This window comes from Nocardia sp. NPDC056000 (genome assembly GCF_042269265.1).
Lineage (GTDB): Bacteria > Actinomycetota > Actinomycetes > Mycobacteriales > Mycobacteriaceae > Nocardia.
The window spans coordinates 250,291-267,314 of record NZ_JBHJXS010000009.1; the positions used below are offsets into that span (position 1 = coordinate 250,291).

The window sequence follows — 17,024 nt, forward strand, 5'->3', positions numbered from 1 at the left end:
GTTAAGGAGTTGTCGGAAGGACAGATCGATGAAGAACACCTGGTGGGCACGTTTGGCCGCCGGAGCTGCTGCCGTGGTTGTCGCGGGCGGAATCGGACTGACGGCCATTCGCGCCGATGGTGAACCCGCCCTCGCGTGGGATGCCGCATGGTCGGCGGCTCCGCAGTTGCCGAGCATCGGATTCGAGCCGAACTGGGCCGAGCAGGGTTTCGACAATCAGACCGTGCGGCAGGTCGTGCGGATTACCGACGGTGGATCGGCCGCTCGGATCACCCTGTCCAACCAATACGGTGATCACGCGCTGCGTATCGGACGCGCCACCGTCGCCCGTACCGCGCAGGGAGCCGCGGTCGATCCGAATTCACTGCGGGACTTGACCTTCCACGGCGATAAGGCGATCGACATCTCAGCCGGTGGCACTTTGACCAGCGATGCCGCCGATCTGCCTCTCGCACCGTTCGATTCGGTCACGGTGACCCTGTATCTGTCCGGTCCGACCGGTCCGGCCACTTTCCACTCGCAGGCGTACGCCAGCAGCTATCGCGCCGACGGTGAACATGCCGCCGATGCGGCGGCGGACTCCTTCACCGCGGTCACCCACTCCTGGTACTACCTCACCGATGTCCAGGTCAGCGGTGCACCCGACGCCGAAACTCGCTCCACTGTCGTGACTTTCGGTGATTCGATCACCGACGGATTCGGATCGGCCAACGACACCAATACCCGGTATCCAGATCACCTCGCGCAGCGGCTCGCTGCCGCCGGGATACCTCGCACCGTGCTCAACGAGGGGATCGGAGGCAATCTGGTCCTGCATGATTCAGCCTGGTTCGGGGAGAGCGGTGTCGCGCGGTTCGAGCGCGACGTGCTGTCCAAGCCGGATGTGAAGAGCGTGATCGTGCTGGGCGGACTCAACGACATCGGATTCTCCGAGGTGGATCTGCCCACCTACAAGCCCAATCCGCAAGTGTCGGTGCAGCAGTTGATCGATGGGCACCGCAGGCTGATCGCCGCGGCGCATGACGCCGGGGTACGGATCATCGGCGCGACCCTGCTTCCGATGAAGGGAGCGGAGTACTACACGGCGACTTCCGCGGCGAAGATTCGCGAGTTCAACGAGTGGATGCGCACCAGCGGTGAGTACGACGCCGTGGCCGACTTCAATGCCGCGGTCGCCGACCAGTTCGACAGCGAAAAGCTCAATCCCGCTTGCGATTCCGGTGACCACAAACATCCCAACGGCGCGGGGTACCAGGCGATGGCCGCAGCGGTCGACCTCAACGCGCTCTGATCACCTCGATCATCTTCATCGGTGCGCGCTGGGCAATTTCGGCGGCAGATCGAAATGTTGACGGCCTCGCGAAACTCCGGTACCAATACGCCGACCGAAGCGACCAGCATGGGAATGAACGTGTCCAGTCCGACTCGACGATCACTGACGATCGCCCACACGATCGGCATCTGTGTGGGCTTGGCGCTCCTGCTGGCCGGGGTCATTCGTCTGGCGCTGGTGCCCGTTCAATGTTCGGGGCACACCATGGGATCGACCGAGGTGTGCACCCGAACCGAGAAGGGGCATGCCGTGACGCGGGATTTCGAACAGCAACGGTCACTTCGCCATTCGACCGATGGGTTCCTCATCGTCGCCGGTTCGGCTGTGGCGGGAGGCTCGGTCCTGCTATTGCGGCGATCTCGGCGACGTTAGCCTCGCTTGCCTGGTGCCTTGATCGAGCCTTTCATCGCCAGACCTGCGACCGGGGCCGACTTGGCAGTCGGGATTGTCGCGGCGCCGGGGGCCTTCGCTCCCGGTTTCTTGGCGAGGCCCTTCATTGCCAGACCCTTCGCAGGGGGCGCGGGGAGAACCGCGGCAGAGATTTCGTCGTCGAGATCCGCTGTCGGACTCTGGATTTGGGCGGGAGAGTCGGCGGTGACCACGGTGGGATCGGTGCCGCGAATCTCCGAGGTCCGGTCCACCCGCAGGTTCTGCGACAGGGTGGCGGGATCGATACGGGTGATGGCGTCGAGCATGAGCTGGGCGACATCGACGACCTCGACTTTCTGCGCGGTGTCGAGTCCGTCCTGGCGGGCGGTGACGCCGTCCGAGAGCATGACGCGGCAGAACGGGCAGCCGGTAGCGATCTTGCCCGGGGTCGGCGTGGCAGAGAGGGTGGCGAGAGCTTCGTCGGCACGGTCGATATTGATGCGTTTGCCGAGTTGTTCTTCCATCCACATGCGCGCGCCACCGGCGCCACAGCACATGGAACGTTCACCGTGGCGGGGCATTTCGATCAGCTTGGAGCCCGAGGCCTCCATCAGCTCACGCGGCGCGTCGTAGATCTTGTTGTGCCGGCCCAGGTAGCAGGGGTCGTGGTAGGTGACGTTCTGCGCGACCGGGGACACCGGGATCAGGTTCTTCGAACGCACCAGGCGGTTCAGCAGCTGGGTGTGGTGCACCACCTCGTAGGTGCCGCCGACCTGCGGGTACTCATTGTTCAACGCGTTGAAGCAGTGCGCACAGGTGACCACGATCTTCTTCTTGGACGCCTCGACGCCCTCGAACACCGAATCCAGCACCGCGATGTTCTGCATGGCCAACTGCTGGAACAGGAACTCGTTACCCGCACGCCGCGCCGAGTCACCGGTGCAGGTCTCCTCCTGACCCAGCACCATGAACTTCACACCCGCGGTGGCCAGCAACTCGGCCACGGCCTTGGTGGTCTTCTTCGCACGATCCTCGTACGCACCGGCACAACCGACCCAGAACAGGTACTCGTACCCGTCGAAGCTATCGGCGTCCTTACCGAAAACCGGGACCTCGAAATCGATTTCGCTGATCCAGTTCAGGCGATCCTTGGCGTTCTGACCCCACGGATTGCCCTTGTTCTCCAGGTTCTTGAACAGACCCGCGAGCTCGGACGGGAACTCCGACTCGATCAGCACCTGGTAACGGCGCATATCGATGATGTGATCCACATGCTCGATATCGACCGGGCACTGCTCCACACACGCACCACAGGTCGTGCACGACCACAACACCTCCGGATCGATCACACCGCCGGAGTCGGGGCCCTGATACTCCCCCACCAGAGGCCGTTCAGCTTCTGCGCGTTGCGATTCCGACAGCTTGGCCGTATCACCACCGAGCAGGTACGGCGCTTTCGCATAGGTGTGATCGCGCAGTGAGGTGATGAGCAGCTTGGGCGACAACGGTTTTCCGGTATTCCAGGCCGGGCACTGACTCTGGCACCGACCGCACTCGGTGCAGGTGGTGAAGTCCAGCAACGCTTTCCAGCTGAAGTCCTCGACCTTGCCCGCACCGAACGCGTCCACGTCCGGGTCTGCGCTCTCCATATCGAGCACTTTGCCGCCGGACATCATCGGCTTGGCCGCACCCAGCGCAACGCCGCCGTCGGGTTCACGCTTGAAGTAGATATTCACGAACGCCGACAGCCGATGCCAGGCAACGCCCCAGGTCAGATACCTGCCGACCAGATACAGAAACGCGGCTCCCGCAAGCATTTTGACGAAAGCGAAACACGAGATGAGCACCGGGCTGGCGGGCAGCAACTTGGCCACCTGCATCGTCACCGGATCGGTCGCGAGATGCCCACCGCCATAGGTGGCAATCCGCCCGGCCTTGACGAGCACATCTCCGAAACCGTGTGTGGCCACGATCGTTTCGATGATGTACGCCGCCCGGAAGTTGGATCCGCCGAACCGCGACAGCCGATCGGCGCGACGCGGATGATTCAACTGCCGGATGATGATCAACGCCCCGATACCGAGCAGGGTGCCGATACTCAAAATCTCCTCGAGCAGGTGATACCCGACCGTATGGCCCACGATCGGCCACCCGAACTCGGGATCGAAAGTCTGCCCGTACGACTCGAAATAGAACACCATCCCGAGCAGGAACCCGACCATCACCAGCCAATGCGCCCACCCGACAGTGCGGAACTTGTTCATCCGCGTATGCGCCGCCACCTCGACGACAACGGTCTTCAGCCGAGGCACCACCGGCCGCCACCGCGACCGATCCGCCTGCCCAGCCCGCAGCACCCGAACCATCCGCGCCAACCCGACGCCGAGCACGCCCCAGCAGTACAGCGTGATGAGCGCTCCGATGATCCCCAACGTGATGGTCGCGGTACTCACACCGACCCCCCGGTCTCGAGAAAGCCCCTGAACAGCACAAACATTCAAGTTACTGTCCGGTAACTTAGATCCAATTTCAGCCATCATGACACCGGCAGGCCATTTCGGCAAGATCACCCGCGCTCCGAACACTCTGCGACAGAGGCCATATCGCCACCACGCGGTGAGATACTCGGCGACTGTGGACGACACCACTCCCGAGGCACGGATACACAACTGGCACATCGCATCACGCGAGTACGAGCGCCAGGAATCCCACCGCGGCCGCCGCTTCGCCTACCCCGACATCGACCCTCGCACCACCGCCCTGGTCGTCATCGACACGGTGCCGTTCCACGTCGCCGACAATCCCTACTGCCGAGGGATAGTGCCCAATATCAACAGCTTGGCCGCATCACTGCGCGCGGCGGGCGGAACCGTGGCCTGGGTAATACCCGGCGCCACCGCCCCGACCCCCGCGATGATCGACTTCTTCGGCCCCCGACTGGCTGAGACCTACAGCAAGACAGGCGGTTCCGGCCCTGCCCACGCCCGCATCTGGCCGGACCTACACACCGAACCTCGGGACCTTTTCGCCGAAAAGTCCGCTTTCAGCGCCTTCTTCCCAGGCCGCAGCCCCTTGCGCCACCTACTCGAACAGCGCCACATCGACACAGTCCTCATCACGGGCACCGTCACCAACGTCTGCTGCGAATCCTCCGCCCGCGACGCCTCCACCCTCGGCTTCCGAGTAATCATGATCGCCGACGCCAACGCCACCCGCCTCGATACCGAACACAACGCCACCCTCCACACGATCTACAGATCGTTCGGCGACGTCCGCCCCACCGCAGACGTCCTCACCATGATCAGCGCGGCAAATCCTCTTCCCCCTCAACAACACTCACGATGACGTCGCCAGCCTCGAAATCCGACTTCCGCAGCTCGGGAACCACGAGTCCGAGCTGAACTACGCCCTCCGGTCCCACCCTGTTCGAGCCATCGATAGCGACGCAGGTCGCCGCCGGACCCAACCTTCCGTCCGTCCGCACCACCATGACCCGATCACCAACGGCCACTACACCGCACTCGACATATCCGACAACTGCGGTCCCTCGCCCCGTCAGCGTGTACGCGGCCTCGACCCGAAACCGGAACCACTCACCGTCTGGCGTCACCGATACTCCTCGATTGGTTGCGTGACAGTGAAATTTAGCGCGAACAGCGCGTGCCGTAGAGCCGCAATCGACCGTTCCTTCCAGCGAATCGAGCGCAGGTGTGACGAACGAAGTTACTCGGGAGCGCGATCGGCTGGCCTGGGAGAAGCGTATCGCCCGCGACCGTAAAAACATCCGCGCGGTCAAATGGGCGGAACGGCAGGCGGATCGCCTGGTCGCGCGTCTCGCGCAGCGCCAACATACGTCAGGGTGAGTGCGCGACTGGCCACACAAGTGCGCCAGAGAATTGCTGCTGGCTGTAACGTCGATGTCGGGATCAGTGGTGCCGGCATGGAGCGGTTGCGGTAGACGACGCCGATCCCGTGTCAGAGGTTGAAGATTCGCGCCGCGTTGCCGCCGAGGAACAGATCTCGAGCTTCGGCGTCGAGGCCTAGTTTGTCGATGTGTTGCAGGCAGCGGTCCGCGGACAGCATCGGCCAGTTGGTGCCGAACAGGACGCGGGTGCGGCCGGGGCCTCGCATGTAGTCGATCAGTGTGGCGGGGAGGCGGTGCACGGCGTAGGCCGAGGTGTCGACGTGGAAGTTGGGGTATTTGGTGGCCAGGGAGATGACCTCGTCGATCCAGGGGTAGCCGACGTGGCCGCCTACGACCACGAGGTCGGGGAATTCGAGCAGGACATTGTCGAGGTATGGGATGGGGCGGCCGGGTTCGGAGGGGCACAGTGGGCCGGTGTGGCCGATCTGGGTGCAGAAGGGGATGCCGAGTTCTACGCAGGTGGCGTAGAGCGGGTAGTAGCGGCGGTCGTCCGGGGGCAGGTTCCACAGCCAGGGCACCACTCGGAGTGCGACCAGGCCGAGATCGGTTACCGCGCGGCGCAATTCGCGGACGGCGTCGACCGGGTAGCGTAGGTCCACCGCGGCTACGCCGGTGAAGCGGTCCGGATGTGCGCGCACGGCGGCGGCGACTTCGTCATTGTCGATCAGCATGCCCTGCGGGCTCGACCACGCGCACAGTAGTGCGCGTTCGACGCCGGCGGCGTCCATTGCCGCCAGCGTCGCATCGGTCATGGAGGCGGCAGCGAGGGCACCGCCATCCTGACGGGTCCAGCGCAGCAGGGTGGCGAGCCAGGGCTGGCTCAGGAATAACTCGTTCGGTTGCTGTGACCAGGCGTCGATGATTCGTGTCATACCGGACAAACATACTTCACTAGTGTAGTGTCGTCAATCATGGACTCCCCCAGACAGTTTCACTCGGGCAATCGGCGCGTGTATTTCAACCTGCAAAGGGTCGCGCAGCGGTTGAAAGTGGCCGCCGATGAACAGTTCCGGGTGGCCGGGGGGATCACCACATCGCAGGCGGCGGCACTGGCGATCGTGGTGCGCAATCCCGGCTGCGCGCAGCGGCTGCTCGCCGATGAGCTGGGTCAGCGCGAATCGGCGATCACCACGATGGCGGCCCGGCTCGAGACCGCCGGATTGGTCGAACGCCGCCCCAGCGCCGCAGATTCACGCGCGTGGGAGCTGTGGCCGACGACGGCGGGACGCGAGGCGATGACCGGGCTCCATCAGGCACTCGCGGTGATCAATGAATTGCTCGAAGAGGCCGTCGGCCCCGATAACGTCGACGACTTCGCCGATGCCCTGGAACGACTGGGACACGCACTGGATTTGCGTGCCTGACAGTCGATTTCAGTTCGGATCGTAGTAGGACGGATCGATGAGATCGCGGGTCCGCGCGATAACCCGATCGCGGAACAGCCGCACCACTGGCCAGGGGCGGAACGCGAGAGTCATTGTCTGAACGCGCAGTTCGTGATCGACGCGAATCAGGCTGGCGGCCTCGACCGGGATGCCCGAGATCTCGCATGTCCACAGGCTCAACAGATTCGGCTTCGCCATCATTCGCAGGCCGGTATCACGCTCACCGTAGACGGCCGCCGCGTGCGAGACGATGGTCCGCACATCATCGATCCCCGCGACTGGACGCAGCGAGACTGGGCTGTGCAGGACGATATCTGCGGTCGCGTCGAATGGCAGGCGAGGATCGACCCGCTCACCCGAATCCAGTGGTAAGACAGTCAAATCGGTGCCAGCGGGCAGATCCCACGACTGCCCGGGCAATAGATCACCACTGAGCATCCGCACCCGATCGCCCCATTCCGTCGTACCCGGATACGAGCTGAGCAATACCTGGATCTCGACACCCGCGCGCGTGCGCTGCCCGACGGTCATGCCGTGAATCGTTTCGCCCTCGAATCCCGCTGTCCAGCAACGCGCTTTGAGACGTTCGGAGTCGAGCGCCAGCGTTTGGTCCAGTGAGGACAACGGGGCCGCCAGTATTTCACTGAGCTTGGCCACGAGCGCCGGGTCCGCGATCCCACCCGAGGCGAAGGGATGCTTCAACACCACTTCGCCACCGGGTCGAATATTCCACTCCCGCAACAGATCTTCGATGAACATTCCGGAGAACCTGGTCGGTGTCATCGTCTCGCTAGGGCTTGCGGCCGATACCCGCCCAGTACCAAGCACTTTCGGCTTCGCCGACGGCCACCGGCCGGTCGGTGAGATCGGGCCGCCACGACGCGACCGGGACCAGGCCCGGATCCACGAGCGTGGTGCCCGCGAACAGATCGCTGGTGTCGGACTTGCTACGCGGATGGAATTCGATACCCGAGGCCACCGCCGCGCCCACCACGCCGGCCATCGCCTCGGGCGCGAAATCCGCTGTGGGGTGGGTGATTACGAGGTAGCTGCCGGACGGCACCGCGGCCAGCAGCTCGGCGACGATATCCTGCGGACGGTCCTTGTCCCCGAAGTACATCATGATGGCGACGAGCATGATCGCGACCGGCTCGGACAGATCCAGCGTGCCGGTCAGATCCGGATGCTCCAGGATCGAGCGCGGATCATGCAGATCGGCGTGGATGAAGCGGGTGCGCCCCTGCGGGGTGCTGTCCATCAGCGCGCGAGCGTGCGCCAGCACGATCGGATCCTTGTCGACGTAGACCACCCGCGCGTTCGAATCGAGCTGCTGGGCGACCTCGTGTGTGTTTCCGGCCGTGGGGATTCCGGTGCCGATATCGAGGAACTGGGTGATCCCGGCGTCGGAGACCAGATGCCGGACCGCGCGGGACAGGAAGGCGCGATTGGCGCGCGCCATGGTCTTGATGGTCGGGACGTGTTCGGCGATGGCGTCACCGAGCGCGCGGTCCGCCGGGTAGTTCTCCTTGCCGCCTAGCCAATAGTCGTAGACGCGGGCCTCGTGGGCGATGGTGGTGTCGATCTCGGTGGGTAGCTGGGTGTCGAAAGCGTCGTCGGGCATGGGAACTGTATTCCGATCAGTGTCGCGGGCGGGTGGTGCGGAAGGTGTCGAGCAGGTGAGCGGTGCGGTCGGGCGGCAGCGCGCAGACGCACAGGCGGGCCCAGGTCGCGTTGAATCGGTCCACATCGCCGGGCCGGTCCAGGAATTGCGGGCCGGACGGGTGCGGGAAGTGCGCGAGATCGCTGAGTTCGGGTGCGGCGAACCGCAGCATGGTGAACGCGGTGCCACTGATCGCGGGGCCGCCGATGTGATCGGGCAGCACCTGCACGGTGATGTTCGGGCGGGCAACCAGTTCGGCCAGATGGTCCACCTGGCCCTGCCAGATGGCGGCTCCGCCGAGCGGGCGGCGCAGCGCGGCCTCCTCGATGACGAACCACGCCTTGGGCGCGTCCGCGCGGGTGAGCAGGCGCTGGCGGCGGGTCAGCAACTCGATGCGGTTCTGGATGGCGGCGGCGGGTTGTTGATCGGCGATGGCGAAAATGGTGTGCGCGTAGGACGGCGTCCACACCAGATCCGGCAGCAGACTCGGTGCGTAGCAGCGGATCAGCGCCGCGGAATCCTCGAGCGCGAGGTAGGTGTCCGGTCGCGCGGTGGCCAGATCCGCACCGGCCTGCCAGCGGCCGGTGGCGTTGGCGCGCTCGGCCAGTCGCCGGAATTCCGAACGCGTGGCGGCATCGCGCACACCGTAGGCGGTCAGCAGATCGTCGATGTCCTTGGCGCGGAAGATCACCCGTCCGGCTTCGAGTCGGCTGATCTTGGAATGCGAGGCGCGAATCGCCCGCCCGGCGGTCTCGCCGCTGATCCCGGCCGTTTCCCGGAGCTTTCGCAGGCGAACCCCGAGCACCCTGCGCAGCAGTGCGGGGTCCTCCCCCGGGTCGTCATCAGCGCAGGTTTGCCTAGAGTCCTCGATCACTGCCACTCCTGTCGGCGTCGGTGTCGCGAACACGAGTGTGCCACAACCTATTCCATCACGAGTTCGAAAAACTGTGCACGTGCCGATGCACGTGCAGCGAGGTATGATGCGTGCGGGATCTGCCGGGATCCCTTTTTGGGGGCTCACATGGAAACGAGTTACACCACCGCCGGACTCGGCTCCGGCGCCTATCACAGGCTCGACATCGCCGATGTCGTTCGCTCGTATGGAATCGATTCGGTCCAGCATCGGATCAAGCAACTGCACGTCAACGGAATGCATTACGCGGCAACGGCTATCGAACGCGAACTCGCGGCCGCGCAGCTGACCGAACCGGCCGAGATCTATCCGCGCTCGGCATGAACCTGCGCCCTGTCGTACTCGATCGAGTACGACAGGGCGCGCCCGAGCGCCGCTAAATCAGCGCGGCCTGTTTACGCATGCGGCGCTGCACATCTCGCATCATCGACTTGGTGCCCGCGAAGCGCAGAAACTTGGGCACGAACCGATTCACGAATCCGACGAAGACGAACAGGTGCTCGAAGCGCCGCTGATCGGTCGCGGTCCACTCCACCCCCATCGCCTCGCGAAAGTACGGCGCCAGATATCCGGCGGTGAGGAATCGCAGCAGACCCCCGAACATCAGCCGCAGATACCAGTGGATCATCCGCAGGTGCAGCAGATCGTCGATGTACGCGCGCACTTCGGGATCGACCGCGATGCTCTGGCACGCCTCATTCCAGAACACGTCGAAATCGGCGCGGGTCTTGGGCCACATATCCTCGGTGACCTGCAATGTGGTGCCCAGCGTCGAGGACGTCGAATAGAACGCCTCGGCCTGCTCCGGACTCATCTTGCCGTGCAGCAATTGGTACGAATCCTCGAATCCGACATAGATGCTCGCCGCGACCCAGCGCTGCAGATTCCGATCGAAGGCGTTGTACTTGACCTTCGCACCGGGCTCGGACTTGACCTGCCGATGCGCGACATTGACCGCCTCGCGGAATATCGCCTTCTCCTCGGGCGAACCCAGAATCGCGACCGCCAGGTAGGAGGCGGTGGTACGCAAGCGCTTCCACGGATGCGCCATCAGCGAACCGGATTCGACCTTGCTCTCCAGCACCCCGCGCCCGACCCCCGGATGCGCCAACTGCATGGCGACATTGGCCGCCGCGCCGGAGAACTGCCAGAAGTCCAGCGCGTCCTGCAATTGCGGCGGCCGCTTGGTCTCGGAGCGATGAATCGACGGAATCGGAATCCGCGTCTGCGCATTGGTCAACGGCTTACCGCCCGCGGCGACGGGGCCATCCGGAACAACCGCGAAGCGGCTCTTCGGAACGTCCTCGTACTGCGGTTCCGGGTCAGCGGTCATGATGGTTCCCTTGGTCGTACGGGCAAATCGGCACAGCCGCGGAGCAACTCCCACTCCGATCAGAATGGATAGTAACTTAATTGCCCTGGGCGATAGGCGTCAATGATCGGAAGTCTGTTGGCCTGCCTGAGAGAACCCGATTCGACCTGCCAGTTCTCTGAAGATTGATCAGTAACATGCTCGCCTCAGCCCAGCAGGCTATGCCGATCGGGGCGTGGCATGCGGGTCTGCGACACTGATCGAAGGACTACACCGCAAACCGCTCGACTTCTCGTAGGCAATCGACCGCGATCGCTGACCATGGAGGCAAGCCGCGATGTCCAGATCACACGACCCGATCACCGATGCCGGCACGCCCCGCGCCATCGCCGATACCTACATTCACGAGTTGGCAGCCTTGGACGCTTTTCTCGGGGTGCGCACCGGGCTGGACACCCCTGATGGCGCACTGCCGGATCTGTCGCCGGATGGCCTGACCGCCGTCGCGGAGTTGGCCCGCCGCACACTGACCCAGCTGGACGCCACCGAGAAGGGCAACCGGGTCACCGATGCGGGCGAACAGCGCTGCGCCACGCTGCTTCGCGAACGACTGACCATCGAACTGGATTTGCGCGCGGCCGGTGAGGACCGGCGTACCGTGCTGCCGTTCAACGCCCTCACCCTGACCGCGCCGTCGGCATCGCCGGTGATGGGTCTGCGCGACATCTTCACCCTGATGCCCACCGAAACCCCCGAGCAATGGCAGGTCATCGGGCGGCGAATGGCGAATATCCCCGCGGCGCTGGAGCAGTACCGCGCGACTCTGACCGATGCGATCCACCGCGATCTGCTGTGCGGACCGAAGCAGGTGTCCGAGGTGCTCGGGGCGCTGAAACAGTTGATATCCGGGAGCAGTGCCGGCGGCTGGTTCGGCGACTTCGCTTCCGCCGCGCCGGAATCGGTGCGCCCGGAAGTGGATGCGGCGGCCACGGCGGCAGGCACGGCGATGGCCGGGATGAAGGACTGGCTGGAACAGGTCTACGCGCCCGCGGTGATCGAGCAACCGGACACCGTGGGGCAGCAACGCTATGCGCGCTGGGTCCGGTATTGGTGCGGGGCGGACCTCGATCTCGACGAGGCCTACCACTGGGCCTGGCGGCAGTTCACCGATGTCGAGGCCGAGATGCGGCAGGTCGCACAGACCGTGCGGCCCGGCGCGGCACCGCTTCAGGCCATGGCGTGGCTGGATGAGCACGGCGAGGCGTACGAGGGCACCGATGCCATCCGCGCGTATCTGCAACGGCAGATCGACCGGGCGATCGGCGATATGCAGGGTAAATACTTCGACCTCGCCGAACCGCTGTTGAAGGTCGAGGCGATGATCGCTCCGGCCGGAGCGTCCGCCGCCGCGCCGTACTACAGCCCGCCCGCCGTCGATTTCTCCCGCCCCGGCCGGACCTGGCTGCCGACCGGCGGCAAAACCCGATTCCCGATCTGGCGGCTGGTCGACCTGTGGTATCACGAGAGCGTTCCGGGGCATCACGTTCAGCTGGGCCAATGGACGTATCTGGCAAAGGAACTCACCGTCTACCAGAGCACCATGGGCTTCGTCGCCGCCAATGCCGAAGGCTGGGCGATGTACGCCGAGCATTTCATGGACGAACTCGGGTACTACGACAAAGATCCGGCGATCCGGCTGGGCTACCTCAACGCGCAGATGCAGCGCATCCAGCGCGTCATCATCGATATCGGTATGCACGCCGGGTTGAGCTTTCCGGCATCGGCACCGATGCTGGCCGGAAAGCCGGTGAGCCCCGAGAACGCACGGGCCTTCTTCGGTGCCTATTGCGGGCTGCCCGGCGACCAGCTCGACGCCGAGATCATCCGGTACCTGAGTTTGCCTGGACAGGCCATCACTTACAAACTAGGGCAACGGGTTTGGCTCGCGGGCCGAGATGCCGCCCGCAAGGCGCACGGGGATTCCTTCGACCTCAAAGCCTGGCATATGGCGGCGGTCTCGCAGGGTTCGCTGGGACTCGACGAGCTGGCCGTTGAGCTGGCAGCACTCTGAATACCGCTGGGACACAGCGGTATCGGCCTGCCTGTGAGTGCTCGGGATCTCAGGTGGGGCGGATTCCACTCCAGCCCAGTGGAAGTGCGACGCGCAGGGTGCGGATCTCCTCGACCAGGTCGGCATAACCCTCCTGGATCTGGGCGAAGCGCAGCGCCGCGTCGTGTTGCTGTTGAGCGCTGGAGCTGTGGCGCAGGGTCCATTGCATCTGGGCATAGGTGGCGGCGACGTGGCTGATGACCTCGCCGAGCGAATGGGTATGGCGGCGGCCGGTACTGGGGCGTGGGAGGTGGAAGGCGGACCAGTCGTCTATCAGGCCGATGAGGATATTGATCCGGCCTCGGGTGACGGTGGCGTCGAAACCGGTGGGGCGACGGGTGGGTGACACCGATGCGGTCAGCAGGGTGGCGTGCAGGTAGGCCAGTTCGCGGGACCAGCCGATCAGCGGCGAGCCCCCTTGCAGGGTTCCGGCCACGGCCAGCAGCAGGTGGCGCGCTTCGAGCAAACCCTCGGTGGGGCGGGCGCGTTCGCTGTCGGATCGGGTGTCGTGGGAAGGGGCTGCGCGCATCATCGATCTGGTTCTCGGTCTCACGTCATGACGTCCGGGGCGGAGGTTTCCAGGGGCAGGGTGCAGCGGGTGAAGGTGCGGCCGCCGTCGATGAATCGATGGGTGGACTCGCACAGGGTGGTCAGGCGGGTGGCGACCTCGTCGTCGCGCGGGTGAGGTTCTTCGAGTTCGATGACCAGTCGGCCGCTAGGCGTGCCGAGCAGACGGATCACCGCGGATTCGGATTCGGGTGTGGCCGGGCGGATGGCATCGTTGATCAGGGCCGCGTAGATCATGTCGACCGATTGGATGGCCGCGATGCGGCCGAGGCGGAAAAGCTCGGTGGCCGCGTCGAGTTGGGCCACGGCGGGAATGGCGCCGATCCGGGATTCGACGAGAATGTGCACCTGGGCATCGGGCCGGGCGAGCGGCTCGGTCGGGTGGGGTGCGTCGAGATAGTGGATGGCGGTGCCCGCGCGGGCGAACTGCGCCAGCAGTGCCCGGCCGGATGGGCCGAGCGTCATCAGGTGGTCCCGGCCGGGCACGATCAGGTGCGTCTGCACCGAATCGTCGAGAGCATCGAGGATGTGCCATAGCGTGTCGGCGCGGGGCCAGGGATTGAAAAGCCGCGCGAGATCGACGTTCCACGATTGCGCGACATGTTCGAGCTGACGCAGCAGGGGTGCCGCGGGGTTGCCGCGATCGATCTCGCTGAGCATCTCGCGTAGTAGTACTTCCGCGGCGATGGGCTCGAAAATCACTGTGCCGTCACTGAACCCGGCGTCGGCGGCATACTCGCGGATCGCGTGCGCCACCGCACCAGGGGCATCCGCCAGCAACTCGAGGCGGGCGTATCCGAACCACATATATCGAGTCAAGCGGGAAATTGATTCTGCGGCAATGACATTCGGTAGGTCAGTTGCGGACGAGGACCTGTCGCGGGCAGGACATCGTCCTCACCACCATGACATTTCGAAATGTCATGTACGCGTGACTATGTCATGCCGGACATGCTGAATAGTGTCCTCCTACGCGGTAGCCAGACGGTGCTCCACCGGCGAATACAGCTGGTGCGAGGGCATTTCGATGGTTTGCCGGATCTCCTGACAGACATCACGCACATCCGAGCGAGGTGAGGACAGGGTGGCCGCACGCAGCATCCAGCCCAGCCGGTCGGCGACGCGGCCGCTGTCGACCTGACCGGTCAAACTCAGTGAGGCACCGGCGAATTCCACCGCCTCATCGATCTGACGCAGCCGGAAAGCGCCGGTGGCGAGGGTGATGTTGTCGAACAGCAGGCTGCGCGCGGGCCGACCCGGTGCGTATGCGGCCAGCGAGGCACGCGCGCTGTCAACGGCTTTGAGCGTGTACTGCTCGGCCTCGTTGCCGTCGGCGGTCAGTGCATACTCGTTGTAGATCACCGACTGCATGCCCGTGAACTCGCCGGGGCTGAAGAAGACCCGGGTCCACGGGTCGATGAGATCGCCGACGCGGGCGATCTCCTCCTCGGCGCGGGCCAGCGCCAGGCGCATGCGACCGGCGTCGTTCATCATCGCGTGTGCCCACGCCTCATTGGCGTACAGGCGGGCCGATTCCCCGCCGTTGGCGGCATCCTGAGCGGGGAGTTGGCCGAGCTGGAACATGCGCAGCGCGGTGCGCGGATCGCGTTCGATCAGGCTGATTCGGCCCAGTACGTACAGGATTGACGCGACCAGGCTGTCCGCGCCCGCACGCCGCGCGAAAACCATTGCCATGGTCGCGAATTGGCGAGCGCGATGCTGGTCGCCGATATCGTGGCTGGCCCAGCCCGCCAGGCGGGCAAGATCGGCCGACGCGATCAGCATGGCGTGCTCGCGGGCCTGGCCCCGACAGCGTGATAGCAGAGTCGTCGACCATTTGAGCAGGCTCGCGGCCGCGGACACAATGGCGGAACCGCCATGGCGCTGGTCGATTTCGCGCAATCTGGCGGTGGTGACGCGCACGAAGTCCAGGTCCGGTTCAGTACCGCCGAACACCGCCTCGGGCCCGCCCAGGGACGGCAGCCACGGCAGCAGAATGTCCGGTGAGCCGACGACCGCGGTCGCGAGAGCTTCCAGGAAGGTCGAATTCTCCGTGCGGCCGGTGCCGGAATCCTCCGAACATGACATCACGGGCTCGGACCTGACATTCGAATCCGTTGCGGTGGGCACGAAGTCGGGTTCGGGTGCGCCGACGGCGGCCAGCAGGTCTCGATATGTTTTGTTCGGTCTGCGAACCTCGCCGAGCTCCCAGCGCGCGATATGGCGCTCCGAACAGGCGGCGTTGATACCCAACCGGCGCGCGTGCTCGTTGACCAGTTCGGCGAAATCCCCACGGCTGAGCCCCAATTGGGCGCGTCGAAAGCTACGTAGGCGTCGTCCCCAGGTGGTCGTCGCTCCCGCGTGCGGGTCTCTGGGGTCCGTGGCGTCCATGAGTGGCCCCGTCCTTCACCGGCTCACTACCCGCGGCAGGCCGGTCACGGTTCGGTTTCCCGTTCGGGCTTGTTCGCGGAATTATCGTGTCCGATAATCTATCCTGATAATCAGGATTGCGAAACTTGAAGCGGCCCAAGGCGACACAGCCCGATACGGTGGGGAGCCATGCCAAGAACCGCGCGAAAAGTACTATTGGGACGGGAAATCGACGCGATGCTGCGGCGCGCGCGGACAACCCAGGCCGAGGCGGGCAAACTCATCGGAGTCAGTCAATCCCGGATTGCGGCGGCCATAGCGGGCACCGGCAATCTGACGGCCGAGGACCTCGGTGAGCTCGCTCGCAGACTCGGCGTCACCGATGAGGGCTATCTGCGAATCCTGTTGGACCTGCGCGAAGACAGCCATCGCCGCGGGTTCTGGAACTCCGGATACCGGCGGGCCTATATCGAGGAACTGCGGCTGCTGGTCGATCTGGAGAATGTGGCCGACCGGTTGCGCGAGACAGGTGCGGAGATCGTGCCCGGTCTGCTCCAGCATCCCAGCTACATCCGCGCGTTACATGAACCGCTGCAACCGGATCCGGACGATCCGGATGCGGTGACGGTCGAGGATTACGTGCGAGCGCGGTCCGCGCGGCAGCAGATCCTGTTCAAAAAAGGTGCGCCCGAGTTCCACGCCATCCTGTCCGAATCCTGTTTACGGCGCACCTACGGCGGGGACAGCGTGATGCTCGATCAACTCGGGCACCTCATCGAACTCACCCAGCGGCCCAATATCCAGATCCAGATCATGCCCTTCACACACCAGGCCCCCGGCGCGGGAATGGAGGACCGCTACATCCTGGTCCGCGTGCCCTCCCCCGGTGCGGCGGGCGATCTGGAGATGGTGGTCGTGGAGGCGCAGGGCGAAATCCGTTATATCGACGACAAACCCGCGGTCGGCATCCGCGACCGCATCTTCAATCGACTGGCCATGACCGCCCTGTCCCTCGCCGACTCCCGACAGTTCATGGAACACCTCGTGCGCGGACTGCGCAGCCGCCCCACCGTCCGATGA

General features: G+C 64.7%; 16 protein-coding genes. 7 read left to right on the forward strand and 9 right to left on the reverse strand.

Features of this window, described 5'->3' with window-relative positions:
• The first annotated feature begins 28 nt into the window (after positions 1 to 28).
• Positions 29 to 1,291: an SGNH/GDSL hydrolase family protein gene (locus tag ACFC4D_RS26505; RefSeq protein ID WP_376067472.1), complete on the forward strand. Its 1,263-nt coding sequence runs from the start codon at positions 29 to 31 to the stop codon at positions 1,289 to 1,291.
• 410 nt (positions 1,292 to 1,701) lie between these two features.
• Here the strand turns inward: ACFC4D_RS26505 and ACFC4D_RS26510 are convergent, their stop codons facing one another.
• Entirely contained in the window at positions 1,702 to 4,155 is a 2,454-nt protein-coding gene (locus tag ACFC4D_RS26510; RefSeq protein ID WP_376067475.1) for a (Fe-S)-binding protein, read from the reverse strand.
• Between the two features lie 181 nt (positions 4,156 to 4,336).
• Here ACFC4D_RS26510 and ACFC4D_RS26515 point away from each other — a divergent pair, with 181 nt between their 5' ends.
• Positions 4,337 to 5,047 carry an isochorismatase family protein gene (locus ACFC4D_RS26515; RefSeq protein WP_376067477.1) on the forward strand — a complete coding sequence of 237 codons (711 nt, stop codon included), beginning with the start codon at positions 4,337 to 4,339 and terminating at the stop codon, positions 5,045 to 5,047.
• Between the two features lie 365 nt (positions 5,048 to 5,412).
• Complete coding sequence (locus ACFC4D_RS26520; protein ID WP_376067479.1) at positions 5,413 to 5,565, forward strand: hypothetical protein; 153 nt, start codon at positions 5,413 to 5,415, stop codon at positions 5,563 to 5,565.
• Positions 5,566 to 5,677: 112 nt separating this feature from the next.
• On the opposite strand, the gene ACFC4D_RS26525 is transcribed toward ACFC4D_RS26520, so the two are convergent.
• Positions 5,678 to 6,499 (reverse strand): amidohydrolase family protein, encoded by an 822-nt coding sequence (locus tag ACFC4D_RS26525; protein WP_376067482.1) that lies wholly within the window; start codon positions 6,497 to 6,499, stop codon positions 5,678 to 5,680.
• A gap of 39 nt (positions 6,500 to 6,538) precedes the next feature.
• Here ACFC4D_RS26525 and ACFC4D_RS26530 point away from each other — a divergent pair, with 39 nt between their 5' ends.
• Complete coding sequence (locus ACFC4D_RS26530; RefSeq protein ID WP_376067485.1) at positions 6,539 to 6,991, forward strand: MarR family winged helix-turn-helix transcriptional regulator; 453 nt, start codon at positions 6,539 to 6,541, stop codon at positions 6,989 to 6,991.
• Positions 6,992 to 7,000: 9 nt separating this feature from the next.
• Here ACFC4D_RS26530 and ACFC4D_RS26535 read toward each other — a convergent pair whose 3' ends face one another.
• The 3 genes from ACFC4D_RS26535 to ACFC4D_RS26545 are packed head-to-tail and all read right to left on the reverse strand — an operon-like array spanning position 7,001 to position 9,546.
• Entirely contained in the window at positions 7,001 to 7,771 is a 771-nt protein-coding gene (locus ACFC4D_RS26535; protein WP_376067488.1) for a hypothetical protein, read from the reverse strand.
• 31 nt (positions 7,772 to 7,802) lie between these two features.
• On the reverse strand, positions 7,803 to 8,633 hold the full coding sequence (locus ACFC4D_RS26540; RefSeq protein ID WP_364650956.1) for an SAM-dependent methyltransferase: 831 nt from the start codon (positions 8,631 to 8,633) through the stop codon (positions 7,803 to 7,805).
• A 16-nt stretch (positions 8,634 to 8,649) separates the two neighbouring features.
• The gene (locus ACFC4D_RS26545) at positions 8,650 to 9,546 is read right to left on the reverse strand and encodes a helix-turn-helix transcriptional regulator (RefSeq protein WP_364650953.1); all 897 of its coding nucleotides are present in this window, start codon (positions 9,544 to 9,546) and stop codon (positions 8,650 to 8,652) included.
• 147 nt (positions 9,547 to 9,693) lie between these two features.
• Between ACFC4D_RS26545 and ACFC4D_RS26550 the strand changes: the two genes are divergently transcribed.
• Entirely contained in the window at positions 9,694 to 9,909 is a 216-nt protein-coding gene (locus ACFC4D_RS26550) for a hypothetical protein (protein ID WP_376067491.1), read from the forward strand.
• Positions 9,910 to 9,961: 52 nt separating this feature from the next.
• Here ACFC4D_RS26550 and ACFC4D_RS26555 read toward each other — a convergent pair whose 3' ends face one another.
• Positions 9,962 to 10,918: an oxygenase MpaB family protein gene (locus tag ACFC4D_RS26555; protein WP_376067494.1), complete on the reverse strand. Its 957-nt coding sequence runs from the start codon at positions 10,916 to 10,918 to the stop codon at positions 9,962 to 9,964.
• 316 nt (positions 10,919 to 11,234) lie between these two features.
• Between ACFC4D_RS26555 and ACFC4D_RS26560 the strand changes: the two genes are divergently transcribed.
• Positions 11,235 to 12,968 carry a DUF885 domain-containing protein gene (locus ACFC4D_RS26560; protein ID WP_376067497.1) on the forward strand — a complete coding sequence of 578 codons (1,734 nt, stop codon included), beginning with the start codon at positions 11,235 to 11,237 and terminating at the stop codon, positions 12,966 to 12,968.
• A gap of 49 nt (positions 12,969 to 13,017) precedes the next feature.
• On the opposite strand, the gene ACFC4D_RS26565 is transcribed toward ACFC4D_RS26560, so the two are convergent.
• The 3 genes from ACFC4D_RS26565 to ACFC4D_RS26575 all read right to left on the reverse strand — a co-directional run bounded on the left by ACFC4D_RS26565 (position 13,018) and on the right by ACFC4D_RS26575 (position 15,965).
• Positions 13,018 to 13,539: a hypothetical protein gene (locus tag ACFC4D_RS26565; protein ID WP_376067498.1), complete on the reverse strand. Its 522-nt coding sequence runs from the start codon at positions 13,537 to 13,539 to the stop codon at positions 13,018 to 13,020.
• Positions 13,540 to 13,556: 17 nt separating this feature from the next.
• The gene (locus ACFC4D_RS26570) at positions 13,557 to 14,381 is read right to left on the reverse strand and encodes a hypothetical protein (protein ID WP_376067501.1); all 825 of its coding nucleotides are present in this window, start codon (positions 14,379 to 14,381) and stop codon (positions 13,557 to 13,559) included.
• A gap of 162 nt (positions 14,382 to 14,543) precedes the next feature.
• Positions 14,544 to 15,965: a hypothetical protein gene (locus ACFC4D_RS26575; RefSeq protein ID WP_376067502.1), complete on the reverse strand. Its 1,422-nt coding sequence runs from the start codon at positions 15,963 to 15,965 to the stop codon at positions 14,544 to 14,546.
• Between the two features lie 168 nt (positions 15,966 to 16,133).
• Between ACFC4D_RS26575 and ACFC4D_RS26580 the strand changes: the two genes are divergently transcribed.
• Positions 16,134 to 17,024 carry a Scr1 family TA system antitoxin-like transcriptional regulator gene (locus ACFC4D_RS26580; RefSeq protein WP_376067504.1) on the forward strand — a complete coding sequence of 297 codons (891 nt, stop codon included), beginning with the start codon at positions 16,134 to 16,136 and terminating at the stop codon, positions 17,022 to 17,024.